Genomic DNA, 24214 nt, shown 5'->3' on the forward strand with positions numbered 1-24214 from the left:
CCGGCCCGACGTGAGGGGAAACAGCGTGCGCGAACAGCAGTCCGGGGAACGGCAGGACCGCGGCCGGCGGCAGAGCCCGAGTGTCCCGCCGCCCGTCGGCACCACCGCACAGCGGATGCTGGCGCTCCAGCGCCGGGCCGGCAACGCGGCGGTGGCCCGTGCCGTCGAGGAGGAGCGGCACGAGCACGACGCCGGCTGCGGGCACGCCCAGCAGGACACCCCGGTCCAGCGCAGGGCGGTACTGGGTGTGCTGGGCACACCGGGACGTCCGGTCGACTCGGCGATCCGGGCCAAGGCCGAGCAGGGCATGGGCACCGACTTCAGCGACGTCGTCATGCACACCGGTCCCGAGGCGGAGGCTTCGGCGGCCGAGTTCGGGGCCCGCGCGTACACCTCCGGCCGGCACATCGTGGTCGGCGCGGGCGGCGCGGACGAGCACACCATGCTGCACGAGCTGGCGCATGCCTGGCAGCAGCAGAAGGGCCCGGTGGAGGGCACCGACACGGGCGCCGGGGTGCGGCTCTCCGACCCGAGCGACCGGCACGAGCAGGAGGCCGACTCCATCGCCCACCGGATCCGCAGCGGCGGCTCGGTGGCCGCGCCCACGGCCGCGCAGAGCCCGGCGGCGGCGACGGGCACGGGGGCCGTCCCGGTGGCCCGGATGCCGAAGGGCGGCAACAGCAGCAGTGGGGGCGGGGGTGGCGGCAGCGGCGGGAGCCGGATGCACCCGGCCGACGCGGGACAGCTCTTCGAGATCCTCGTCAACGGCCGTCAGGAGGTCGGCCGGTACGTCCGGGTCCGGTCCAACGGCCGGGAGGTCTTCGACACCGAGCGCCTCGGCCGAGTGGAGATCCGGCCCTCCAACGTCCTCGGGCCGCGCGCCCGGGTGGGCGGTATCCATCCACCGGGACAGCGGCGTCCGGCCGAGGAGAACCTCGCCGACCGCAGCCAGGTCTACCTGTCCGAGGCCGACGGGTCGGCGGCCCGCGCGCGGCTGCGCAGGGACCCCCGCGCGGCGGACGACATCGCCATCACGACGTTCGAGCCGGAACCCGAGCAGGACTACGAGACCTACGACCGCAACCGGGAGGACCTGCGCCGGCTCGGCGTACCGGTCCTCAACGACATGGACCTGAGCCGGGAGGATTCGGCGCAGCGGCTGCAGCACGTCGGCCCGGAGGCCAACCTGCACTTCCAGATGCCGCGCGTGCCCCGCGGCACCCGCGGCTACTCCACCCAGCAGCTGGTCCGCGACACCAACCGGCTGCCCGAGCGCATGGGCCGCAACGACGTGTCCGTGAGCATCACGACACCGCGTCCCGAGCAGTACGCGCGCCCGGGCGTGCACAACAGCTTCTACGGCCTGGAGAACCGCAACGCGGTCCCGCCCGGCATGCGGGTCGTCAGGGCGGGCCACGACCCCGACGAGAACCTGGAGGAGTACGGCTACCAGCACCGGATCTCCGGGAAGAACAAGAGCGCCGACGTGGCCGGCCGCCGCAAGACGTACTACATCGAGTCCGACCGGCGCAGCAACAGCCCCGAGGAGTACGAGGAGCCGCGGGACTACCGGGACCGCGAGGAGGCGGACGAGCGGCGCGCCCGCAGCCGCAGCCGCAGGCGCCGGACCAGCGAGTACGACGACCCCCGGGGCCGTAGCCGGAGCCGCAGCCGGCCGGCCCCCGCCCCCGAGGTGTACGACGACGAGGAGCTGTACGCCGCGCCGCCCCCGCCCCCGCGCGAGCGCAGCCGGAGCCGCAGCCGCAGCGTGCGGCGGGCCGAGCGCGGGCGGAGCCGGCCCCCCGTCACCCTGACCCAGGCCGACCTCGACAACTACGTCGAGTACGGCGGCGGGGACTACGAGGAGGAGCAGGCCCGTTCGCACCGGGCCCGCAGCCAGAGCCGCGCGGCACGCCGCCGCAGCCGCAGCCGGTACGCGGCGGAGCGCAACTACGCGGCGCCGTCCTCCCAGTACGACGAGCCGGTGAGCAGCCAGCAGGTGCACGACGAGGACTACGAGACGGACTACACCCGGGTCCGGCCGCGGGCCTCCCGGCGGCGCCGGACCGTGATCCTCGACTCCGACGACGAGTGGTGAACCCGGGGGCAACACGGGCGCGGGTCGGGGCAACCCGGCCTGCCCCGTGGGCTCCTGACCGCTCGCCGCGGGTCCCCTAGCGTCGTGCCGTGAGCCTGTGGACTTCCCTGGAACCCGCCTCCGCGACCGTCGACCCGGGCGCTTCGACACGCGTACGCCTGCGGCTGCGCAACACCGGAGACGTCGTCGACGAGTACCGCTTCGAACCGGTGGGCGCGCTCGCCCCCTGGACGACGATCGAGCCCCAGACGCTCCGGCTCTACCCGGGGACCACCGGCACGGTGGAGCTGACCTTCGCCCCGCCCCGCACCCCCGACGCGACGGCCGGACCCAATCCGTACGCCGTCCGCATCACCCCCACCGAGCACCCCGAGGCCGTCACCGTCCCCGAGGGCAACCTCACCATCACGCCCTTCACGGAGATGCGCGCGGAACTGGTTCCGCCCACCGTCAAGGGCCGGTTCCGGGGCCGCCCCAAGCTGGCCATCGACAACCTCGGCAACACCAAGCTGACCGCCTCCGTCAGCGGCAGTGACAACGGCGACCAGCTCGCCTACGACCTGCACCCCAGCAACGTCCAGATCGAACCGGGCCGGGCCGCCTTCGTCGACGCCACCCTGAAGCCGCGGAAGATCATCTGGTTCGGGCCGAAGGAGCAGCGGCCGTACCAGCTCACGGTGCAGCGGTCGGGGCTCAAGCCCGAGCCGGTGGACGGCACCTACATCCAGCGCGGGTTCCTGCCCCGCTGGCTGGCCACCCTCTTCGGCACCCTGACCGCCCTCGCCATCACCTTCGCCCTGATCTGGTTCGCCTACAAACCACCGGTCAAGAGCCAGCTCCAGGAGGTCCAGGCGGCAGGCGTGAGCAGCCTGGCGCCCAGCCCGACCGCGACCCCGACCCCGCCGCCGGCCCCCACCGAGACGCCCTCGACCGCGCCCGCCGACACCGGGAGCGGCGGCAATGACGGTGGCGGCAGTGGCAGTGGCGGTGGCGGGGGAGGCGGCGGGGGCGCGACGGCCACCGTGACCGCGAAGCCCAAGCAGGAGACGGCCGCGACCGCGGTGAACCGGCTCGCCGCCGACGACCCGGCCGGGCGGCACATCTGCTACCGCTCCTACGTCCAGGGCGCCGGCTGGCAGAAGCCCGTGTGCGACGGCACCATGTCCGGCACCGTCGGCAAGAACGTGCCGATCAAGGCCGTCAACCTCGCGGTGTACGGCGTCCAGGGCTCCGCCGCCAACTGGTTCCACTACGACCCGAACTCCACCAACGGCCAGGGCACGTGGTACCCGAACTGGACGGCGATCATCGCCGACGGCAAGGACAACTACATCGGCAGCACCAAGGCGTCCGACCCGTACATCGAGGGTTTCGCCTTCAACGTCGGCAGCGGCCACGGCTGCAACTACGCGAAGGTCCGCGACCACGACTGGGGCGACCAGTGGTGCAAGGGTTCGCGCAGTGACAACAACGACCTCGACTTCGTCGGCACCCTGGACAACACGCTCTGGCTGGAGGCCTTCAAGCTGACGGTGACGCCGTGACCTTGTGGACCTCGCTCGAACCCGCCTCCACGACCGTCGACCCGGGGTCCTCGACCCGGGTGCGGCTGCGGCTGCGCAACACCGGGGACGTCGTCGACGAGTACCGCTTCGAGCCGGTGGGCGCGCTCGCCCCCTGGACGACGATCGAGCCCCCGGCCCTGCGCCTCTACCCGGGCACGACGGGGACGGTGGAGCTGACCTTCGCCCCGCCCCGCACCTCCGACGCGACGGCCGGACCCAACCCGTACGCCGTCCGGATCACGCCCACCGAGCATCCCGAGGCCGTCACCGTCCCCGAGGGCAACCTCACCATCACGCCCTTCACGGAGGTCCGGGCAGAGCTGGTCCCGCCCACCGTCAAGGGCCGGTTCCGGGGCCGCCCCAAGCTGGCCATCGACAACCTCGGCAACACCAGGCTCACCGCCTCCGTCAGCGGAAGCGACAACGGCGACCAGCTCGCCTACGACCTGCACCCCAGCAACGTCCAGATCGAGCCCGGCCGCGCCGCCTTCGTCAAGGCCACGCTCAAGCCCCGGAAGATCATCTGGTTCGGGCCGAAGGAGCAGCGGCCGTACCAGCTCACCGTGCAGCGCGCGGGCGTCAATCCACAGCCTGTGGACGGCACCTACATCCAGCGCGGGTTCCTGCCCCGCTGGCTGGCCACCCTCTTCGGCACCCTGACCGCCCTCGCCATCACCTTCGCCCTGATCTGGTTCGCCTACAAACCACCGGTCAAGAGCCAGCTCCAGGAGGTCCAGGCGGCGAGCGTCAGCTCGCTCGCCCCCAGCCCCACGGCCAGCGCACCGCTGGCGGCGGCGCCGGCCCCCTCGCAGACGCCGGTGCAGCAGCAGCCGGAGAACGGCGGCGACGCGACACCGGACACGCAGTCCGGCGGGGGCGGCAGCCAGACCCAGCCGTCCCCCGAGGCGACCAAGAAGAAGACCCCGAAGCCGGTGGTGCCGGCCTACAGCGTGCTGCTGCGCAACGCGACCACCAAGAAGTGCGCGGACATCCCCGGCTACGACAAGGGGAGCAGCAACGGCCCGGTGCGGGAGTACACCTGCGACCAGACCAGCGCCGACAACCAGCTGTGGAACCTTGAGGTGCGGTACCCGAAGGGCGGTCCCGGCTCGGCCGCGCTCTTCCAGATCCGCAACGTCAAGGACCAGCTCTGCATGGACCTGCCCGACTACGGCTCGGCCAGGCTGTCCGCACCGATCACCGAGTACAAGTGCGACGGCACCAAGGCCGACAACCAGCTGTGGTGGATCGACAAGCAGCCCAGCGGCGACTACTGGATCCGCAACTTCGCCAGCAACAACCTCTGCCTGGACGTCGCCGGCTTCAGCACCGGCGTCAACGACACCAACCTGACCCTGTACTACTGCTCGAACGACGACGACCAGGAGTGGAAGATCGTCCACCCGTCCAACGACTGACACAACAACGCCCCGAACCGAAGCGCCCCGAAAGGGGCGCTGGGAACTGCGCGACCAGCCACGACGGCGCCGCAGCCAAAAACGGCGCTCACCCCCAGGTTCCGGGCACCAGCCGCCCCGCCTTCCGGTATTCCCGCCGCGCCCCTTCGAGCAGATCCGCCGCGCCCACAGCTCCTCCTCGGCCCGCCGCGAGGTAGGCGGCCGTCACCACCGCGCTCCGGATCGAACCGCCCGCCAGCTCGAACTCGGCGGCCAGTGAGCCCAGTTCGACGCCCTCCTCGCTCGGCACGTGGGCCAGCCCGTGCCGCCACAGCGCCAGCCGCTGCTCCCGGTCCGGGAACGGGAAGTCGATGACCAGGTCGAGGCGGCGGGTGAAGGCCTCGTCGATGTTGGCGCGCAGGTTGGTGGTGAGCAGCGCGATGCCGTCGAAGGCCTCCAGGCGCTGCAGGAGGTAGGCCGACTCCAGGTTGGCGTACCGGTCGTGGGCGTCCTTGACCTCGGACCGTTTGCCGAAGACGGCGTCGGCCTCGTCGAAGAGCAGCACGGCGTCGGTGCGGTCGGACTCGCTGAAGATGCGTTCCAGGTTCTTCTCGGTCTCGCCGACGTACTTGTCGACGACGGAGGACAACTGGACCACGTACAGGTCCAGTCCCAGCTCGGCGGCGACCACCTCCGCCGACAGGGTCTTGCCGGTGCCCGACTCGCCGGCGAACAGGCCCAGCACCCCGCGGCCCCGGCCGCCGCCCGCGCTCAGCCGCCAGTCGCCGAGGACGCGGTCGCGGTGCCGGGCGCGCAGCGCGAGTTCCCGCAGCTCGGTGAGCGGGCGTTCGGGCAGCACCAGGTCGCGCCAGTCGACGGCGGGCCGGATCCGGCGGGCGTGCTGTTCGAGCCCGGAGGCCGACTGCTGGCGGGCGGCCACCCGCAGATGCGCGGCGGCCAGCGGGGTCCCGTCGAACGCGGCGAGGTCCCGCGCGGCCCGGACGGCGCGCACCAGCCGGTCGCCGCCGAGGTGGTACGGGGCGACGGTCGCCGCGAGGTCGAACCCGAGGTCCCCGGGGAGTGCGGCGGCCCAGGCGTCCACGGCGGCGGCGCGCCGGGCGGGCACCTCCAGGACCAGCGGATCACGCCGGTCGCACCACTGGGGGTCGTACGGGTGCGGGGTCGTGACCAGCACGGTGACCTCCCCGGCCGCCGAGTCCAGCGCCTTGACCAGCTCCCCCGGTTTCGGCCGGTCGACGAGCACGGCCCGCCCGCTCAGCCGGGCCTCCCGCAACAGCTCCGGGACCTGCTCCTCGGTACCGGTGTAGTGCCAGGCGGCCAGGCCCGCGTACCGCAGCGCGGCCGTCGCGGAGCCGAGCCCGGCCCCCTCCCGCCGCTCCCGCAGATAGCCGAAGAGCGGGCCCCGGCCGATCCGCGCGCCCAGCCGCGCCACGAACTCCTCGTCGACGGCCTCCCCGTCGTACGACACCGCCCGCAGCCGGCCGGCGAGCGCCGCGTCCGGGGTGTCGTCGCCCAGGAGGTGGGCCAGCACCCGGTCGGGGACGCGCAACGAGCGGCTGAGGAAGGGCCGTTCGGGTTCCTCGACGGTGAGCAGGCCGAGCACGGTGAGCGGGGCGGTGGGGTGGAAGCGGGCGCGGGCCTCGGCGAGGTGGACGGGGAGGCCGTACAGGTCGAGGGCGAGGCCGACGGTGGCGCGGCGGCGCCCGACGTCGTCGTTGAGGTAGCCGTACAGCGGCTCGAAGGAGCGGTCGAGGTCCGGGGCGAGGGCGATCAGCAGGACCGCGGTGTCCAGGGGGGTGAGCCGGAGGCGGACGGCGAGGTCGGCGAGCCGGTCCGGGAAGTCCCCGTCCAGAGCGGGGAGTTCGGCCGGGTCCGCCGGGCGCAGCAGATGCTGTACCGCTTCCGCCGACAGATAGAGGCCGCGCAGCGGGTCGGTGGCGGTCGGGTCGTCGGCGGAGCGGTGGGCGACCAGGGCGGCGGTCCGCTCGCGCAGTTCGGAGAGCCGGGCGAGCAGCGGTGCGGCCGTCTCCACAGAGACGTCGAGGGTCACGCCCGGGTCCCCCGGGCCGCCTTGGCCTCCGCGATCTGCCCGGCCCGGTGGGCCCGCTCCTCCAGCACCGGGGCGGTCTCCTCCAGCCCGGCGCGGACGCGGACGGCGGCGCCCTCGGTGACGGGCGGTCCGGCGTCGTACTCCGGGTAGGCCGGGAAGGGCGCCGTGATGACGACGTCCAGGGACGGCTTGAGCTCACCGCCGAGCGCCGACCAGATCTCGGCGAGGGATCGGGCCTCGGACTGGATCCCGGCGCAGGAGAGGGGGATCGTCAGGCCCAGCGCGCCCAGCGACCCGGGCAGTTCGGAGGGATGGATCAGCTCTCTCGGGATCAGGGTCGCCAGCACCGCGCTGATCAGCCGGTGTTCGTCCTCCGGCCGCTTGGTCCACGCCGTCACCAGGTACGACAGCCGGAACCAGCGGGGCGGCTGGCGGCGCTTGACGACGACGTCCCGCTCGTCCCGGACGTCGATGTGCCCGCGCTGCCGCCGGGCCACGTCCTCGCGGATGTCGTACAGATAGCTGTTGATCACCGGGCCGTTGCGGCGGGCCGCCCAGTCCCGGGTCGGGGCGTCGAAGGAGACCTCGATGCCGGCGCCGGCCAGCGCACCGCCGGTCAGCAGGTTCCGCAGCACCTGGTCGACCTCGTGGATCACGCCGAACTCACCGCTCCCCGCTCACCTTTCGCCCAGCCTCCATCCTGCCGCCCACCGCGGGTGCCCCGCAGGCACCGCCGGGCAGACCCCGCTGCCCCCGAACCGGTGTCCGGTGCCCGTTCGGTCAGATGTAGCCTTCCCGGAGGGCATGGGCCACGGCGTGGGCCCGGTTGCGCAGATGCAGCCGGGTGGTCAGCCCGTGCATGACGTTCTTGACGGTGCGCTCGGAATAGGACAGCTTGCTGGCGATCTCACCGGTGTCGAGCCCCTCGGCGACCAGCCGCAGTACGTCCACCTCGCGGGCGGACAGCCCGGAGGCAGGCGCGCCCGGCCGGCCCGCCGCGTTACGGTGCAGCGTCCCGACCTGGTTGATGAGCCGGCCGAGCAGGTCGGCGGGCAGGTCCCCGTCGCCCCGCGCGGCCGCGAGCACGGCCTGCACCAGCCGGTGCTCGGTGGCCTCCTGGCGCCATACGATGGCACCGACCCCGCACTCGATCACATCGAGCAACTCGGTCTCGCGCAACGCCCCGACCACGAGCACGGCGCGCGCACCCTCACTGCGCACGACCCTGCGCAGCCGGGTCAGCTCCGGTTCGTCGAGGCTGTCGCTGATCAGCAGCGCGACGGTGCCGGGCCCGGTCTCGGACTCCTCCCGCAACTCGACCTCCGGGTGGCGCCGCAACTGGCTCAGCGCGCCCTCTCGCGAGATCGGGTCCGGTGCGTACACAGTGACGGGCGTGCGCCCGCCCGATACGACTGAGCTGTGGCTGAGCAACCGCTTCCCCTATGTCCACGTGCCGGCCACCCCTGAGGGAACGGTGACAGGCGGGAGTACCTCAGCCTGCTGTGCCCGATGGGGCACCGACAATCGTGGAGCACCACGAGAACGACCACGAGATGTTGGGGCGCCGGGTGGGGTGGCCGAGGGCTGTGGGGCCGGTGCGGCTGCGTCGTGGCTGGTCGCGCAGTTCCCCGCGCCCCCAAGAAAGTGGGTCCACTGGTCGTGCCCCGACAGGGGCGCGGGGAACTGCGCGAACGCCCCCCACCGGCCCGCACCGGCCCCACAACCGCAGGCATCCCGCCCAAATCCACAGCCCCGTACCAAATATGACGCCCCGGCAACAAACCCCACCCCCGCCCCCGCCTCCCCACAACCTCTCCCGCCCCCACCCCCTCTAACCCCCCGAACCCACACGCGCACCGCGAGGAGCCAGGAATGATCCATTCGTCCCCTGAACTCGCCGACGCCATGCACCTGTTGGCGGCGGAAGCCGACCGCGCGCGGACCGGCGGCGGCCGGCTCGTGCTGCTGCGGGGCGCCACCGGAACCGGCCGCACCACCGTCCTGGAGGCCGCCGCCGAACACGCGGCCGCCCTCGGGCTGAGAACGCTGCGCGCCCGCTGCTCCCCCGCCGACACCGCCATCTCCTTCGCCACGGTCCTGCAACTCCTCGGCCCGGTACCGGAGTTCGCCGACCTCGCGGTGGACGGCGACGAGCGGGCCACCGCCGCCGGACTCTGGCGGGTGCTGCGCTCCTACACCGAGGACTCCCCGCTGCTCGTCGCCGTCGACGACGTCCACCTCGCCGACGCCCCCTCGCACCGCTGGCTCGTGGAGTCCGCCCGGCACATCGACCGCTTACCGATCCTGCTCCTGGTCAGCGAGCGCAGCCAGTACGACCTGGCCCCGCCCGCCCCCGGCTTCGCCCACTCCCTGCCCCCGGCCCTGGTCCGCACCCACACCCTCGCCCCCCTCACCCCCGAGGCCGCGGCGGGCCGGGTGCGCGAGGCGTTCCCCGGCGCGGACCGGGCCTGGGTCGACGCCTGTGTGAGCGCCGCCGCCGGCAGCCCGCTGCTGCTGCGCGCCCTCCTCGACGACCTCGACGACACCCGGCACCCGCAGGTCCCCACCGCCACGGCCGCCCTCTACCCGGGCGCGTACCCGGCCGCCGTCCAGTGGTGGCTGGACAGCGCGGGCCCGGCCACCACCGAGGTGGCCCGCGCGCTCGCCGTCCTGGAGGAGGACACCGCCGGCGGTCTGCCGGAGCAGGACGTCACCCCGCTCCTCGCCGAACTGGCCGACGCCGACCCCACCCGGGTGGCCGGCTGGCTCACCGCCATGACCAACCTCGGCCTGCTCACGCCGGGTCCCGACGGCCGCCCGCACTACCCGCACCCGCTGCTGCGCGACGCGATCCTCTCCGGCGTCCCCGGCGCCGACCGCCGCGCCGCGCACCGGGCGATCGCCGAGGCGCTGCTGCACCAGGACGCGCCCGCCGAGGCCGTGGCCCGCCAACTGCTCTTCACCGGACCGGTGGAGGCCCCCTGGGCCCCGCTCCTGCTGCAGGACGCGGCCACCCTCGCCCTCTACGAGGGCCGCCAGGAGGACGCCGTCGCCTATCTGCGCCGCGCCCTGGAGGAACCCCTCCCCGACGAGCGCCGGCAGCGGCTGCTGACCGAGCTGGGCTCACTGGAGTACGCGGCGCCCCGCTCCACCGCCGCGATCCCCCGGCTCGCCGAGGCGGTCCGGCTGCCCGCCGCCCCGCAGGACCGGGTGCGCGCGGCCGTCGCCCTCGGCACCGCGCTGACCGGCCGGGGCCGCACCCGCAAGGCCGTCGAGGTACTGCGTTCCGTGGACGGTGAACTGGACGGCCACCCCGAGCTGGTGCGCACCCTGCACACCGCCTCCGTCCTCTTCTCCGACCAGGACCAGGAGATACGGCAGGAGCTCTACCAGCGGCTGTCCGAGACCGCCGACCGCTCCCCGGAGCTGGTCGGCACGGCCGGCCGGGCCCTGCTCGTGCGGCACGCGGCCGGCGCGGGCCTCACCTCCGCCCGGGACGCCATGCGGCAGCTGCGCACCCTGCTCGCCGAGCCCTCCGACCCGCTCACCGAGCCCTTCCTGGTCGGTACCGCGGCCACGGTCGCCCAGTGGGCCGACGAACTCGACGAGGCCGACCGGCTGGTGGACCGCGGTCTGGCCGGGCAGCGCCCCGACCTGCTGCACCCCATGCACCAGGCCCTGATCAACAACCGTACGGACATCGCGGCGGCCCGCGCCGACTACGCGTACCTGGCGGACGCGCCCGAGGCGGTCGCGCCGACCAACGTCCACGCGCACACCCTGATCGCGCTGGTGGAGACGGGCCGTACCGCGCAGGCCGAGCGGCTGGTCGCCGGGATCGACCTGGGGGAGGCGCCGGACTCCTGGGAGCTGAACCGGTTCCTGTACGCGCGGGGCGTGGTGCGGGCCGCCGCCGGTGATCCGGCCGCGGCGCTGCACGACTTCCTGGAGTGCGGCCGCCGGCAGTCGGCCCGGGAGGTGGTCAGCCCGGTGGTCACCCCGTGGCGTACGGCCGCCGCCGAGTGCCGGCTGGCCCTCGGCCGTCCGCTGGAGGCCATCGCGCTGGCCGAGGAGGAGTTGCGGCTGGCCCGGGTCTGGGGCACCCCGCGCACGGTGGGCCGGGCGCTGCGGGTGCTCGGTGCGGCGACCGTCGGCCGCCGCGGCCTGGAACTCGCCGAGCAGGCGGTGGCCTTGCTGCGGGACGCCCCCGACGCCGGCGCGGAGCCCACGGAGGCGCTGATCGCGCTCGGCCGCCGGCTGATCGCCGCCGGCGAGGCCGCCCGGGCCCGGGACTGTCTGCGCGAGGCCGCCGGGCACGCCGAACGGCTGGGCGCCGTACGGCTGGTGGAGCTGGCCGAGCGGACGCTGCGCGAGGGCGGCGCCCGCTCCCCCCGGCGCCGTACCGGTGCCGCCTCCCTCACCGGCAGCGAGCGGCGGATCGCCGAACTCGCCGCCGAGGGCCGCACCAACGGGGAGATCGCCGCCCTGCTCCATCTGGCCCGGCGCACCGTGGAGACCCATCTCACCCACACCTACAAGAAGTTGGGCATACGGCGGCGGGCGGATCTGCGCCCGGCCCTGGAGCAGGGCGCCTAGCCTCCGCACGGGTCGCCGGGGGCCGGGGTCAGGGGGCCAGCCAGTGGCCGGCGGCGGCCAGCAGAGCCCGTACGCCCGTCTCGATCGTCGGCTCCGGGACGGGGGCGAAGTGCGGGGAGTGGTTGGAGGGGATCTGCGGCGGGATGCCGTCGCGGATCAGGGCCTCCAGGTCGACGCCCTCGTACAGCTTGTGGTCGGCGCCGCCGACGAACCAGAAGACCGAGGGCGCGCCCAGGGCCGTACCGAAGGCGCCGAAGTCCTCGCTGTTGGGGACCGGTGAGGTCAGCTCGAAGGTGAGGCCCGGGAACGCGTCGGCCAGGGCGGCCTGGACGGAGCCGGTGGCGCCGGGGTCGTTGTGGGTGACCGGGAAGGAGTCGATGACGGCGATCTCCGGTTCCCTCGGCGCGGCGGAGGCGGCGGCCTCGGCCCGGACGATCCGCTCGATCGCGGCGAGGACCCGCTCCCGTACGACCTCGGTGGTGGACCGCACGTTGAGCTTCAGCTCGACGGTGTCCGGGATGATGTTCTCCTTGGTCCCGCCGTGGATCGAACCGACCGTGACGACGGCCTGCTGGTTCGCGCCCACCTCCCGGGAGACGACGGTCTGCAGCCGCAGCACCACGGCCGCCGCCAGCACCACCGGGTCGACGGTCGCCTCCGGCGTGGAGCCGTGCCCGCCCCGCCCGAACAGTGTGACCCGCAGGCTGTCCGCGCCCGCCATGAGCGCCCCCGCCCGGGTCCCGACCAGCCCCGCCGGGGCGGCCGCCACATGCTGGGCCAGGCACACGTCGGGCTGCGGGAACCGCTCGGCGAACCCGTCCGCGAGCATCTTCGGCGCCCCGCCGACCTCCTCGGCCGGCTGGAACACCGCCACCACGGTCCCCCGCCAGCCGTCCCGGGCGGCGGCCAGCTGCCCGGTCGCCCCCAGCAGCCACGCCACATGCATGTCGTGCCCGCACGCGTGCATCACCCCGTCGTTCTTCGAGGCGTACGGCAGCCCGGTCTCCTCGGTGACCGGCAGCGCGTCCATGTCGGCCCGCAGCAGGACGACCGGCCCGTCCCCGTTGGCCAGCACCCCGACCACGCCGGTGCCGCCGACGCCCTCGGTGACCTCCCAGCCCTGCTCCCGCAGCCGCTCCGCGACGACGGACGCGGTCCGCTCCTCCTGGAAGGACAGCTCCGGGTGCGCGTGCAGATCCTCGTAGAGCGCCCGCAGTTCGGGGAGCTTCCCGCTCAGGCCGGTCAGGAGGGGGCTGCTGCTCATGGCGTGTCTCCAGGGGTGGGTGGCTTGCCTGCCCGTCGAGTCTCCACCCTCGCCCACCGCGGGAAACGCCCGGGCGCTCCTTTCACGCCCCGCCCGGTACCCCGGGCGCCGTCTTGTCACCGCCGGCCGGTCCTGGGGACGATTTCGGCATGTTCGATGGAATGGACGGGCTGAAGAACCTGGCGGACAAGGCCAAGGACCTCGCCGAGGAACACGGTGACGTCATCGAGACCGGTCTGGAGAAGGCCGGCGACCTGGCCGACGAGCGGACCGACGGCAAGTACACCGAGCAGATCGACACCGGGGTGACCAAGGCGCAGCAGCTCGTGGAGCGCCTCGGCCGCCAGGCGGAGCCGCCGAAGGAGACGTGACCCCCGGCAGCGCTCAGTTCTCGTCCGTCTCGGGGCGGGTGCGCCCGGGCTCCGGCAACTCGCCCCGCTGGAGCCGGGCGTGCAGGGTGTCGCCGATGAACAGGTCGTAGATCAGCACGCCGATGACACCGCCGATCAGCGGGCCGACGATGGGGATCCACCAGTAGCCGCTGAACCACGCCCCGTCGCCGGGGAACGCGTAGCTCTTCCACCCGGCGAACCAGGTGAGCAGCCGCGGTCCGAAGTCGCGGGCGGGGTTGATGGCGTAGCCGGCGTTCGCGCCGTAGGACATGCCGATCGCGGCGACGACGAAGCCGACGACGAGCGGGCCCAGGTTGGCCCCTACGGCCGTGTTGCGCAGGTCGACGACGGCCACGATGAACATGACCAGGAAGGCCGTGCCGACGATCTGGTCGATCAGCGGCCCCCAGATCCCGCCGTGGAAGTAGGGCGCGGGGAAGGTGGCGAAGATGGAGAACGTGGCCTCCGTGTGCCCGCCGACCTTGGGCGGCTTGGAGGCGGCGTCGAACGCGTTGATCGCGTCGTGGTAGACGAGGTAGACCAGGGCGGCTCCGGCGAGGGCGCCGAGCACCTGGGACACCCAGAAGGGCACCACCTTCGCCCAGGGGAACTTGCGGCGGACGGCGAACGCCAGCGTCACCGCCGGGTTCAGATGGGCGCCGCTGACACCTCCGGCCACATAGACGCCGAAGGTCACGGCCAGGGCCCAGCCCCAGGTGATCAGGAGCCAGTCGCCGGCGGCCAGGAAGATCGTCGTGGGCGTCTCCGCGCGCCCGGACCCGGGCAGCGCCGCGACGGCCATCGCCACGACACCGCACCCGAACGAAATGAGGACGAACGTCCCCAGGAACTCTGCCAGGCACTCCCCGAGGAGCCCTCCACGGCTTCTGAGCTTGGAGGGCTTGAGGAGAGGAGAGATTTCCACAGCCATCGCTGGCCCCCTTAGCCATCCCTGGCTCCCCGTGGGGAGCAATCAGACCGAACACCATATTGACCTAAAAATGATGTTCGCGCAGATCGGCCATAAACGGGACGCCAAGAGGCCTTTTGTGGCGTTCGGTCACCCCTCCAGGTCGTCGGCGTAGTGCCGGAACCCGTGCCGGTCGCGGTGCATCTCCCAGAGCGTGTCGGCGAGCACGGCGGGGTCCTTGCGGGCGTGCCCGGCCACGATCGCGCCCGGGATCACCAGCTGCGCCACATGGATGCCCTCCCCGGCGAGCCGGTCGTGCAGCAGATGCCCGTAGGCGCTCTCGGCGGCGAAGGCGATGGAGGTCCCGGCCCGGTCGGGATGGGGGATGACGGCGGTGCCGCCGTTCACGAACAGCACGGTCCCGCGGCCCAGCTCGCGCATCCCGGGCAGCACCTGCTGCACGGCGGCGACCGGCCCGTACACGGAGAACTCGACCGGCCCGAGCAGGTCCGCGTGGGTGGTCTCCAGCACGGGAAGCATGAAGTCCCGCTGCGGCACCGGGCTGTACTGCAGGATCTCGACGGTCCCGAGTTCCTCGGCGGCCCGCGCCAGCGCCCCCGCGAGGGCCAGCGGGTCCCGTACGTCGGCGGCGAACCCGCGCGCGGAGACGCCGAGGCCGGACAGCTCACGGGCGAGGGCGTCCAGCCGCCGCCCGTCCCGGGCGACGAGCGCGACCTCGTACCCCTCCCGCCCGAACCGCCGGGCGACGGCGGCCCCCAGCCCGGGTCCGGCCCCCACGATGGCGATACTGCTCACGGCGTGACTCCTGACGGCTGAGGCGGCGGGACGCGCACCTGGAGGTGTCCGGGTGCACCTAGGTCCGTACCGCGCCACCCCGGACTTCACACGTGTCACGGGCCTGGGACAGGCGCCCTTCCCGGCTCAGTCCTCCGGCGGCTGGGCCTCGATCAGGCGTTCCGCGATGTCGTCCGCCCACGCCTGGGCCCACTGCCGCAGCTCGGTGATCGCCTCGTCGTCCAGACCGTAGGCCGCGAACTCCCGGTCGTCGATCCAGTCCGCGCCGGTCAGCCGGGACTGCAGGTCGGTGAGGTCGAAGGTGTCACGGGCGTGCCGGCGGCCGAGGTCCTCCAGGTCGGGGAGGGTCCAGCGGGCCGCGGCGGCGTGCACGACCAGGAGGTCCCGGGGCAGGCCGCGGTCGGTCAGCGTCCACACCCTCATGCCGACCACGTCCTCCAGGGACAGGGCCGGGCCGAGTTCCGTGCGGACCGGCGGGTGCCAGAGGACCTCCTTGAGGAGGACGACCTCGCCGTCCTCCTCCGAGACGGCGTCCGTGACGACGAGTTGGGCGGAGAGCGGGTCCGACTCGCGGATCCGCACCCGCCAGCCGCGTTCACGCAGGCCCGCCTCGACCGTCGTGGCGATCGTCCGCATCGGCGCCGGATGCTGCGTCGCCACCTCCACGGTCCGTCCGGCACGGTCGAACAGGCCGTGGGCCTGGGCCGCGTGGTCGCCGGCCAGCACCAGGGGGTACGCGGCGCCGACCGCCAGCAGGTCGGGCAGCAGACGGCTGTGCAGGTGGGTGACGTTCACGTGGCGGCCGCCGTACCGCGGGGGAGCGCGGAGGCCGAGGGGGGTGCCATGGGGCGATTATCGCCGGGGGCGGGTGCGGGTGCGGTGCGCACAGACACCTGCGGCACACTCCGCACATGGAGTCCACCCGTCCGCCGTCCGCGTGCTGCGCGCCCTCCGCCCGCGCGGAAGAGCTTCCCGTCCCCGTGCAGCCGTCCTCGTCCTCCCGGCCCCTTCCCGCTCCCGTCGGCGCGCGGCGGGAGGACAGGATGGTCGCGCTGCCCGGTGGGGAGTTCCTGATGGGGGCCGAGGACGCCGACGGGTTTCCGGCGGACGGTGAGGGGCCGGTGCGGGCGGTGCGGGTGGCGCCGTTCCTGGTGGACGCGTGCGCGGTGAGCAATGACGCGTACGCCGAGTTCGTCGCCGACACCGGCCATGTCACCGACGCCGAACGGCTGGGCTGGTCGTACGTCTTCGCCGGGTTCCTGCCCGCCGCGCTGCGCCGGGACGCGCCCCGGCCGCCGGAGACGCCCTGGTGGTGTGCGGTCGCGGGAGCCGCCTGGAACCGGCCGGCCGGACCGGGCAGCGGCCTCGACGGACTCGGCGACCATCCCGTCGTCCATGTCTCCTGGTACGACGCCGCCGCCTACGCCTCCTGGGCCGGCAAGCGGCTGCCCACCGAGGCGGAGTGGGAGTACGCGGCCCGCGGCGGTCTGGAGCAGGCCCGCTACCCGTGGGGGGACGAGCTGGACCCGGACGGCGAGTACCGGTGCAACATCTGGCGCGGCACCTTCCCGACCCGGAACACCGCCGCCGACGGCTATCGCGGCACCGCGCCCGTCGACGCGTTCGCGCCCAACGGCCACGGCCTGTACAACACGTCCGGCAACGTGTGGGAGTGGTGCGCCGACTGGTGGACGACCGAGCACGGCGGCCACGCCGCACCGGTCCACGGGGGCGCCCGCGTCATCCGCGGCGGCTCCCACCTCTGCCACGCCTCCTACTGCAACCGCTACCGGGTCGCCGCCCGCACCGCCAACACCCCCGACAGCTCCACCGGCCACACCGGCTTCCGCTGCGTCCGCGACGCGGGATGAACGACGGGCGCGGCTACGGACGTCCCGCCCTGTCCGGCGTGTCCGGCAGGTAGAGCGCCAGCGCCCAGATCACGAAGAAGTCGATGGCGATCATGATGAGCGCCCAGAGCGGGGCGTACGGCAGGAACATGAACTGGGCGATCATGCTCAGCGCGGCCAGGAAGATGCCGAGCCCGCGGGCCCAGCCGGGGGCGCCCTTGAGGAGGGCGGCGCCCGCGACGACACCGAGGGCGCCCAGGACCACCAGGATCCAGCCCCAGCCGGTGAGGCTGATCTTGTACACGTAGTCGTGGACGCGTGCGTACACGTCGTCGGTGGCGAGCGCGGAGATGCCCTGCAGAATGGCGAAGACGCCGTTCATCAGCAGGAGGACCCCCGCGAAGACGATCCCGTCGCCGGTCCGGCCGGCGCTCGGGGTCGGTGCCGGATGCGTCTGCTGTGTCATGGGTACGACGATCCGGCCGCCCTCGTACCCCCACCACGGGGATTACGCCTAACGGGTGACGGGGCCGACGTACGTCCCCGGGTGCGTCGCGCCGTCCTGGAGCACGATGGGTCCGCCCTGCCAGGGCAGGTCGTACGACGTGCGCTGGTTCGGCGCGGTGATGACCACCGTGCTCGGGCTGAACGCGTCGGAGTCGTCCGACTCCAGGTAGGTGATCGTGAAGTGGGCGGCGGTGCCGTTGGCGAGGGTGACCCGCTGCGGGGTGGCGCCGCTGCGCTGGAGCGACCACTGCTTACCGCTGTTGACCAGGTCGACGCCCGGGAAGCCGTACAGCGTGCAGGTGTGGCCGCTCTTGTTGGTGAGCGCCACGACGACGGCCTGCTGGTCGCCCTTGACCGCGCCCGCGGCGGCGTCGCCGCTCGCCCACGAGTAGTCGAGCTGGGAGGCCTGGCAGGCGGGCACCGAGCCGCCGGAGGTGGACGAGCCACCCGAGGCGGACGAGCCACCCGAGGTGGACGAACCGCCCGACGTGGACGAGCCCGAGGTGCCCGACGAGCCCGAGGTGCTGCCGGTGCCGGACCCGGTGCCGGAGCCGCCCTTCGCACCGCCCGTCGAGCCGGACGCCGTCGTGGAGTCGCCCGCGGCCGGGGCCGCCGAGCCGCCGTCGGCGCTGACGGAGCCGCTCGCGGTGCCGTTGCACGCGGTGAGCAGGGCCATCAGCGCGGCGGCACCGGTCAGCGCGGCGGCGGTCTTGCGCAGGTGCGGGCGGCGGTTGCGAAGGTGCGACATGGGGTCCCCCAGCGGTGGTGATCTCCCCGGCTCTCTGCCGGACACCCCTTTCGATGCGGCTCCCGGCGGGGAAGTTCGGAGATCGCCGTCACGGGCCCGTCGTGTTCGTGTCACGCCCGCTGTTACAGAACCCGGGGCATGGTCCGTCCGCTCACGCCATCCAGAAGAAGACCGCCGTCATCCGCTTCTCCTCCAGCGTCCTGCCCGTGTAACCGGTCGCGCTGTGCACGAGGTTGGCGTTGTAGAGGAGCAGCCGGTTGTACTTGTGCGGGACGCGGACGTCCTCCTCGAAGTGGTCGCCCGGGACGAACCGCGTGCCGAGGGCCTCGACGAGGTTGTTGTGCGGGGCCTGCACGATGTTCCCGCCGAGCCGGCCGCCGGGCAGCGACTGGCGGTAGAAGGCGGTGCCGCAGTCCTTGGCCACCCCGGGGTTGAGATACAGCACCGCCGCGTACCGGCACAGCGCCCGCGAGTCGGTGTGCGGGCGCGGCTCGCTCTCGCCCTCGCCGACGACCTGGACGCAGTTGTGGTTGAGGGTGCCGCCGCCGGGCGCCTGCTGCACCCACAGCTTCCCGGCGCCGGTCGCCTGCCTCACCAGCCCTTCCACGACGGCGAGTTCGGCGGGCTCCAGGCCGGGCATGGTGCGCAGCCCGGGCCAGGTCTCCGAGGTGTACGGGTACCCCTGGACCCAGTCGTCCTTGGCCAGGCACCGCTCGCGTACGGCGTCCGCGTCCGGGAGGACGTCGTCGAACACCCAGTAGTCACGGCCCTTGGTGGGCTTGCGGTAGGGCAGCACGGGCAGGGCGGGGGGCGCGGCGGGACCCCGGCGGCCCGCTCCGTTGGGCAGGCGCGGGACGCGGGGGGATGACTGTGGGGGCATGCGGCGAAGCTAGTCCGCCTCTTTGTCATGACCACTCCCACCAGGGGAAATCATCACCGTCCCCTGGCCAAGTCATGGCAGGAAAGGGCCTCCGGCAGAGCAGAGCCTCACAAGTTCTTTGCCAAACCAAAAGGTTCCCGGTGGCATCCCCATCCGTATTCATCGGCGTCCGACCCCCCGCCCCTGCGCGGGACCCCCGACCGGCAGGAGGCACCAGTGCGCTTTTCGCGGAACGCGACGGGAACGCTCTTCGTAGGTGGCGCCCTGAGCATGACCCTCGTCGCACTCGCCTACCCGAGCATGCTGGGCCTGAACACCGTGTCCAGCGACACGAACCGCATCATCGCCAACACCCAATGGGGCCCACTGACCGAGGGCGACCGGGACTTCGTGGTGAAGGTACGGGCGGCCGGGCTCTGGGAGTACCCCGTGGGGCAGCTCGGCCTGAAGAAGGGCCAGTCCCAGGCGGTCATCACCGCGAGCAAGCACCTGATCGACGGCCACGCGGCGCTGGACGCCAGCTGCCGCAAGATCGCGCCGATGCTCAACATCACCATCCCCGACCTGCCCTCGCCGCAGCAGCAGGGGTTCGTCAACACCCTGAGCGCGGACTCCGGCAAGAAGTTCGACACGGACTTCGCCAACATCCTGCGGGTGACGCACGGTTCGATCTTCAACACGATCGCGAAGATCCGCTCGACCACCCGGAACACCCTGGTCCGGATCCTGGCCGACCAGGCCAACGCCACGGTCCTCGACCACATCACGGTGATGGAGCAGACCGGCCTGGTCGACTTCCCGTCGGTGCTCTTCCAGGAGACGACCCCGCCGAAGCTGCCCGCCACCGACCTGACCCCGCCGCCCCCGGCCGCGGGCCAGCCCCAGGTGGTCCTCACCCCGCCGGTCAACAGCACGACCAGCCCGCCGGCCCTGCCCGGCGAGAGCGGCTTCAACGGCAGCGGTGCGAATGTCGGCACCGGGGCCGGGACCGGCGCGACCCCGGCCCCCAGCCCCACCGCCTGACTCAGGCGCCCAGCCACACCGTGGTGTCGGGCGGCAGCGTGCCGTCCAGCGGCAACGGCACGCTGGCCAGCAGTACTTCGCCCGGCGGCAGCGGCACCGGCGCGTGCGACACGTTCGTGACGCACCGCCAGCCCTCCGACCGGGCGAAGTGCAGGACCCCCTCGGGCGCCTCGCCCCAGGTCAGCGTCTCGCCGTCGAGCAGCTTGCGGCGCAGCCGCAGCGCGCCGCGGTAGAGCTCCAGCGTGGAGCCCTCCTTGCCGGCCTGCGCCTCCACCGCGTACGACGCGAACCACTCCGGCTGCGGCAGCCAGGCACCGCCGGACCCGAAGCCGTACGACGGACCGGTCGCCGTCCACGGCAGCGGCACCCGGCAGCCGTCGCGGCCCTTGCGGAGGTGGCCCGTCTGTTCCCAGATCGGGTCCCGCAGGACCGGCGCGGGCAGGTCGGCGGCCTCGGGCAGGCCGAGTTCCTCACCCTGGTAGACGTACGACGAACCGGGCAGCGCCAGCATCAGCAGGGTGGCCGCGCGGGCGCGCCGCAGCCCCTGGGCGGCATCGGTCCGCGGCACCCGTCCCCCTGAGAGCAGCCAGGCGTTCTCGTCGGTGCCCGGCGGCAGCACCAGCCGGGAGGCGTGCCGGACGACGTCGTGGTTGGAGAGCACCCAGGTGGCGGAGGCGCCGGCCGCGCGGGCGGTGGCGAGGGAGCCGGTGATGACCTCGCGCAGCGCACCCGCGTCCCAAGGAGTCTGCAGATACTCGAAGTTGAAGGCCTGGCCCAGTTCGTCCGGGCGCGCGTACAGGGCACGGCGGGCGTCCGGCACCCAGGCCTCGGCGACGGCCGTGCGGGGCGGGCTGTAGGCGTCGAAGATCGTGCGCCAGTCCCGGTAGATCTCGTGCACCTCGTCCCGGTCCCAGTAGGGGTGGGTGCCGGGCGGGACACGCTCCAGCGCCTCCTCGCCGGTGGCGCCGAACTCCGCCACGTCCCGCAGCGGTGCGGCGAGGTCCTTCACCAGGGCGTGGGCCACGTCGACCCGGAAGCCGTCCACGCCCCGGTCGGACCAGAAGCGCAGGGTGGTGCGGAAGTCGGCGCGGACCTCGTCGTGCGCCCAGTTCAGGTCGGGCTGCTCGGCGGCGAAGAGATGCAGGTACCACTCGCCGTCCGGAACCCTTCGCCAGGCGCTGCCGCCGAACACCGACTGCCAGTCGGAGGGCGGCAGTTCACCGTGCTCGCCGCGCCCCGGCCGGAAGACGTAGCGCTCCCGGGCCGCCGAGCCGGGGCCCGCGAGCAGGGCCTCCCGGAACCAGGGGTGCAGATGCGAGGTGTGGTTCGGGACGATGTCGACGATCACCTTCAGGCCCAGCCGGTGCGCCTCCGCGACCATCGCGTCGAAGTCGTCCAGGGTGCCGAGCCGCGGGTCGACGTCCCGGTGGTCGGCGACGTCGTAGCCGCCGTCGGCCAGTTCGGACGGGTAGAACGGGCTGAGCCACAGGGCGTCCACGCCGAGCGCGCCCAGATGGGCAAGCCGCTCGGTGACGCCCCTGAGATCGCCGAGCCCGTCGCCGTCCGCGTCGGCGAAGCTGCGCGGATACACCTGGTAGATCACGGCCTGACGCCACCAGTCGGGGTTCCTGGAGGAGAGGTCGACCACGCGCGTTCCTTTCGGACGGAGTGACACCGGTCGGGCGGAGAAGCGGAGAAGCGGGAAGACAGCAACCAGAAGCCTGTCCACAATGCCGCGAAAGGGAACCTTCACACCGCCCGGAGGGGATCGTTCCCTGTGTGAGGGAGTTGTGATGAGCCCCCAACGCCCCTTGCTTCACCGCAGGTTGACAGGGTTCGGCGCGCCCGACGACCATGGGCGCACGCTGTGGCGCATGTGACCAATGGGCCCAGTGCTTCTTCGCATTCCGCGAGCCTTCACGATGGGATATCCATGTCCATAGCCAGACATGTCACCGCGCGCCGCCTGCTGGGGACCGGCGTCGCGTCGTTCGCCCTGTGTGCCGTCTCCGTCGCCGGGGCGTCCGGCGCCTGGGCGCACGGCACGCCCGGCGGTGACGGCTGGAAGTCCGGCGGCCACTACAGCCCCGGCACCGGAGCCGGCACGGAGACCGGCACGGACAAGTGCCAGTTCTCGATCGACGGCTCGAACTTCTACGACTCGGTGAAGGTCGACGACCAGAACCTGAAGGTCACCGACGACGGCAAGGTCCACCTCAAGGTCCGCGCCGCCGGTGACGCCACGAGCTGCACCGCCTCGTTGGCCTCCTACATCGCCCACGGCCCCACCTTCGCCACCTCGGGGCAGCAGGTCTTCGTCGACTTCGACTCGGTGACGGTCAAGCAGGGCCAGACCGACTCCCTCGACATCGCGGTGCCGGACGCCGGCTGCTTCGCGCAGATCGACCTCTACCGGGGCGCGACGAAGTTCGACGGCGACAAGGACGCCAACGACGGTTTCGAGCACGGTGACCTGCCGGCCGGCCCGGACCACGCGGTCATCAAGGACAAGCTGATCGCCTCCTGGAACGGCGGCACGAAGGACTGCTCGACGAGCGAGTCGTCGTCCTCGCCGTCCCCGTCCCCGTCGGCCTCCGCCTCCGAGTCGACCCCGGCCGAGTCGTCGACCCCGCCGGCCTCGGACACCACGACCCCGGCGCCCTCCGAGTCCTCGGAGACCGGGACGGCCGGCGCCACCCCCTCCCCGTCCGACTCGACGACCGGCCCGGCGGCCGCCCCGAGCACCGACTCGGGCGGCGGCGGCGACCTCGCCCACACCGGCGCCAGCTCCAGCACCGGCTACCTGGCCGGCGGCGCGGCCGTGCTGCTGGCCGGCGGCGGCGCGATCGTCGTCGCGACGCGACGTCGTAAGGCGACCCGCGCCTAGTCCCTCCTGGACGCGATGCGTGTACGCGTGTGCCCCAGCCGTCCGTGACGGCTGGGGCACACGTGTAGGTAGTGGTGAGCCAGGCCCGCCAACCGGCTTCTCTCCTACCCCTTCTTACCCCTGCGCTCCTCCTACGGTCTCCAGGTACAGCTTCACGTACCGCTCGACGTCCACATCCAACGCCACGTCCACCATGGCCTGTTCACGTGTGCCACCGTGGATCTCGGCCTCGCCGGGGCGGGGCCGCCGGTCGACGATCGTCTGGCCCCGGGTCGGCCCCGGGGCCAGCGAGACCTCCACCGGCAGGCGGCGGGTGGTGAGACCGTCCGGATCGGCGACGGCGCACACCGCGCCCGCGTCCCCGAGGCCGCCGGCCGCGTCGTCGTTCTCCGGAGCGTCCGGGTCGGGGGCGGCGGGCCGGTGGGCGAGCAGCTCACCGGCGAGCCGGGCGCCCGGTTCCGTGCTCGCGCGCAGCCGTCGTACCTCCGCGCCCGGCACCACGACCCGCTGGAAGACGTCCAGGCCGTACATGGTGATCGGCACCCCGGCGGTGAGGAGTATCGCGGCGGCCTCGGGGTCGTGCCAGACGTTGAACTCGGCGACCGGGGTGGCGTTCCCGGTGGCGACCGCGCCGCCCATGAACACGATCCGCTCGATGTTGCGCGTCACCTCCGGGTGGGTGCGCAGCAGCAGGGCGATGTTGGTGAGCGGCGCGGTGGGGATCAGGGTGACCGGGCGGGGCGAGGCGAGGATCTCGCGCCGCAGCAGGCCGACGGCGTCGATGTCGGCGGGGCGCCGGGTGGGCGCGGGCAGCCCGAGGTCCCCCATCCCGTCCGCCCCGTGCACATGCCGGGCCGACCGCGCCGCCTCCAGGAGGGGCCGCTCGGCCCCGCGCGCGACGGGAACGTCCCCGGCCCCCGCCCGCTCCAGCACGGTCAGGGTGTTGCGCACCACCCCGTCCACGTCGGTGTTCCCGGCGACACAGGTCACCGCCCGCAGCTCCAGCCCCGGGTGGCGCACGGCGAGCAGCAGGGCGAGAGCGTCGTCGACACCGGTGTCACAGTCGATGATCACGGGGACGGGCTGACCGGACATGGGGGCTCCTTCGCGACAGGCGGCAAGGCAGCCAACCTAAAGGGGCGCGGGGCCGTACCAATATGCGGCCACCGCGACGCGGGCGCGACCGGCCACCGCGCGCCCGAAGCCGCCC

20 protein-coding genes are annotated in these 24214 nt (G+C 73.3%); 8 read left to right on the forward strand and 12 right to left on the reverse strand.

Annotated elements, in window-relative coordinates; genetic code table 11:
• Nucleotides 1–25: 25 nt before the first annotated feature.
• From ACGFZS_RS08920 to ACGFZS_RS08930, 3 genes are all read left to right on the forward strand, one after another.
• A complete protein-coding gene (locus tag ACGFZS_RS08920) occupies nucleotides 26–2098 on the forward strand; it encodes a DUF4157 domain-containing protein (RefSeq protein ID WP_393794533.1) in 2073 nt (690 codons plus the stop codon).
• 89 nt (nucleotides 2099–2187) lie between these two features.
• Complete coding sequence (locus ACGFZS_RS08925; protein ID WP_393794534.1) at nucleotides 2188–3642, forward strand: hydrolase; 1455 nt, start codon at nucleotides 2188–2190, stop codon at nucleotides 3640–3642.
• Nucleotides 3639–5081, forward strand: coding sequence for an RICIN domain-containing protein (locus ACGFZS_RS08930; protein WP_393794535.1), 1443 nt, complete (start codon nucleotides 3639–3641; stop codon nucleotides 5079–5081). Before ACGFZS_RS08925 ends, ACGFZS_RS08930 begins: the two co-directional genes overlap by 4 nt.
• An 88-nt stretch (nucleotides 5082–5169) precedes the next feature.
• On the opposite strand, the gene ACGFZS_RS08935 is transcribed toward ACGFZS_RS08930, so the two are convergent.
• From ACGFZS_RS08935 to ACGFZS_RS08945, 3 genes are all read right to left on the reverse strand, one after another.
• Nucleotides 5170–7131 carry an ATP-binding protein gene (locus ACGFZS_RS08935; RefSeq protein WP_393794536.1) on the reverse strand — a complete coding sequence of 654 codons (1962 nt, stop codon included), beginning with the start codon at nucleotides 7129–7131 and terminating at the stop codon, nucleotides 5170–5172.
• The gene (locus tag ACGFZS_RS08940; RefSeq protein WP_355721157.1) at nucleotides 7128–7787 is read right to left on the reverse strand and encodes a DUF4255 domain-containing protein; all 660 of its coding nucleotides are present in this window, start codon (nucleotides 7785–7787) and stop codon (nucleotides 7128–7130) included. Before ACGFZS_RS08940 ends, ACGFZS_RS08935 begins: the two co-directional genes overlap by 4 nt.
• Before the next feature lie 124 nt (nucleotides 7788–7911).
• The gene (locus ACGFZS_RS08945) at nucleotides 7912–8514 is read right to left on the reverse strand and encodes a response regulator transcription factor (RefSeq protein WP_355721154.1); all 603 of its coding nucleotides are present in this window, start codon (nucleotides 8512–8514) and stop codon (nucleotides 7912–7914) included.
• 489 nt (nucleotides 8515–9003) lie between these two features.
• Here ACGFZS_RS08945 and ACGFZS_RS08950 point away from each other — a divergent pair, with 489 nt between their 5' ends.
• Nucleotides 9004–11727, forward strand: a complete 2724-nt coding sequence (locus tag ACGFZS_RS08950; RefSeq protein ID WP_393794537.1) for a LuxR C-terminal-related transcriptional regulator — start codon at nucleotides 9004–9006, stop codon at nucleotides 11725–11727.
• 28 nt (nucleotides 11728–11755) lie between these two features.
• Here the strand turns inward: ACGFZS_RS08950 and ACGFZS_RS08955 are convergent, their stop codons facing one another.
• Nucleotides 11756–12991 carry an amidohydrolase gene (locus ACGFZS_RS08955; protein WP_393794538.1) on the reverse strand — a complete coding sequence of 412 codons (1236 nt, stop codon included), beginning with the start codon at nucleotides 12989–12991 and terminating at the stop codon, nucleotides 11756–11758.
• A gap of 149 nt (nucleotides 12992–13140) precedes the next feature.
• Here ACGFZS_RS08955 and ACGFZS_RS08960 point away from each other — a divergent pair, with 149 nt between their 5' ends.
• Entirely contained in the window at nucleotides 13141–13362 is a 222-nt protein-coding gene (locus ACGFZS_RS08960; protein ID WP_355721146.1) for an antitoxin, read from the forward strand.
• Between the two features lie 13 nt (nucleotides 13363–13375).
• On the opposite strand, the gene ACGFZS_RS08965 is transcribed toward ACGFZS_RS08960, so the two are convergent.
• The 3 genes from ACGFZS_RS08965 to ACGFZS_RS08975 all read right to left on the reverse strand — a co-directional run bounded on the left by ACGFZS_RS08965 (nucleotide 13376) and on the right by ACGFZS_RS08975 (nucleotide 15904).
• Nucleotides 13376–14314: an MIP/aquaporin family protein gene (locus tag ACGFZS_RS08965; protein WP_393536319.1), complete on the reverse strand. Its 939-nt coding sequence runs from the start codon at nucleotides 14312–14314 to the stop codon at nucleotides 13376–13378.
• A gap of 129 nt (nucleotides 14315–14443) precedes the next feature.
• Nucleotides 14444–15109 (reverse strand): SDR family NAD(P)-dependent oxidoreductase, encoded by a 666-nt coding sequence (locus tag ACGFZS_RS08970; protein ID WP_359211214.1) that lies wholly within the window; start codon nucleotides 15107–15109, stop codon nucleotides 14444–14446.
• A gap of 126 nt (nucleotides 15110–15235) precedes the next feature.
• On the reverse strand, nucleotides 15236–15904 hold the full coding sequence (locus ACGFZS_RS08975) for a hypothetical protein (RefSeq protein WP_393794539.1): 669 nt from the start codon (nucleotides 15902–15904) through the stop codon (nucleotides 15236–15238).
• A gap of 116 nt (nucleotides 15905–16020) precedes the next feature.
• On the opposite strand from ACGFZS_RS08975, the gene ACGFZS_RS08980 reads away from it, so the two are divergent.
• Entirely contained in the window at nucleotides 16021–16980 is a 960-nt protein-coding gene (locus ACGFZS_RS08980) for a formylglycine-generating enzyme family protein (RefSeq protein ID WP_393794540.1), read from the forward strand.
• A 13-nt stretch (nucleotides 16981–16993) separates the two neighbouring features.
• Here ACGFZS_RS08980 and ACGFZS_RS08985 read toward each other — a convergent pair whose 3' ends face one another.
• The 3 genes from ACGFZS_RS08985 to ACGFZS_RS08995 form a co-directional block, all read right to left on the reverse strand.
• Nucleotides 16994–17425 (reverse strand): hypothetical protein, encoded by a 432-nt coding sequence (locus tag ACGFZS_RS08985; RefSeq protein WP_393794541.1) that lies wholly within the window; start codon nucleotides 17423–17425, stop codon nucleotides 16994–16996.
• 48 nt (nucleotides 17426–17473) lie between these two features.
• Nucleotides 17474–18214: a DUF4232 domain-containing protein gene (locus tag ACGFZS_RS08990; protein WP_393794542.1), complete on the reverse strand. Its 741-nt coding sequence runs from the start codon at nucleotides 18212–18214 to the stop codon at nucleotides 17474–17476.
• A 151-nt stretch (nucleotides 18215–18365) separates the two neighbouring features.
• Complete coding sequence (locus tag ACGFZS_RS08995) at nucleotides 18366–19094, reverse strand: DUF6445 family protein (RefSeq protein WP_393794543.1); 729 nt, start codon at nucleotides 19092–19094, stop codon at nucleotides 18366–18368.
• A 270-nt stretch (nucleotides 19095–19364) separates the two neighbouring features.
• Between ACGFZS_RS08995 and ACGFZS_RS09000 the strand changes: the two genes are divergently transcribed.
• Nucleotides 19365–20117: a DUF4142 domain-containing protein gene (locus tag ACGFZS_RS09000; RefSeq protein WP_393794544.1), complete on the forward strand. Its 753-nt coding sequence runs from the start codon at nucleotides 19365–19367 to the stop codon at nucleotides 20115–20117.
• Nucleotide 20118: 1 nt separating this feature from the next.
• On the opposite strand, the gene ACGFZS_RS09005 is transcribed toward ACGFZS_RS09000, so the two are convergent.
• Complete coding sequence (locus tag ACGFZS_RS09005; RefSeq protein WP_393794545.1) at nucleotides 20119–21765, reverse strand: glycoside hydrolase family 13 protein; 1647 nt, start codon at nucleotides 21763–21765, stop codon at nucleotides 20119–20121.
• A 285-nt stretch (nucleotides 21766–22050) separates the two neighbouring features.
• Between ACGFZS_RS09005 and ACGFZS_RS09010 the strand changes: the two genes are divergently transcribed.
• Complete coding sequence (locus tag ACGFZS_RS09010) at nucleotides 22051–23004, forward strand: LAETG motif-containing sortase-dependent surface protein (protein ID WP_393794546.1); 954 nt, start codon at nucleotides 22051–22053, stop codon at nucleotides 23002–23004.
• 114 nt (nucleotides 23005–23118) lie between these two features.
• On the opposite strand, the gene ACGFZS_RS09015 is transcribed toward ACGFZS_RS09010, so the two are convergent.
• Nucleotides 23119–24099 (reverse strand): nucleoside hydrolase, encoded by a 981-nt coding sequence (locus tag ACGFZS_RS09015; RefSeq protein WP_393794547.1) that lies wholly within the window; start codon nucleotides 24097–24099, stop codon nucleotides 23119–23121.
• Nucleotides 24100–24214 lie beyond the last annotated feature (115 nt).

The organism is Streptomyces sp. NPDC048288 (assembly GCF_043201555.1).
Taxonomy (GTDB): Bacteria; Actinomycetota; Actinomycetes; order Streptomycetales; family Streptomycetaceae; genus Streptomyces.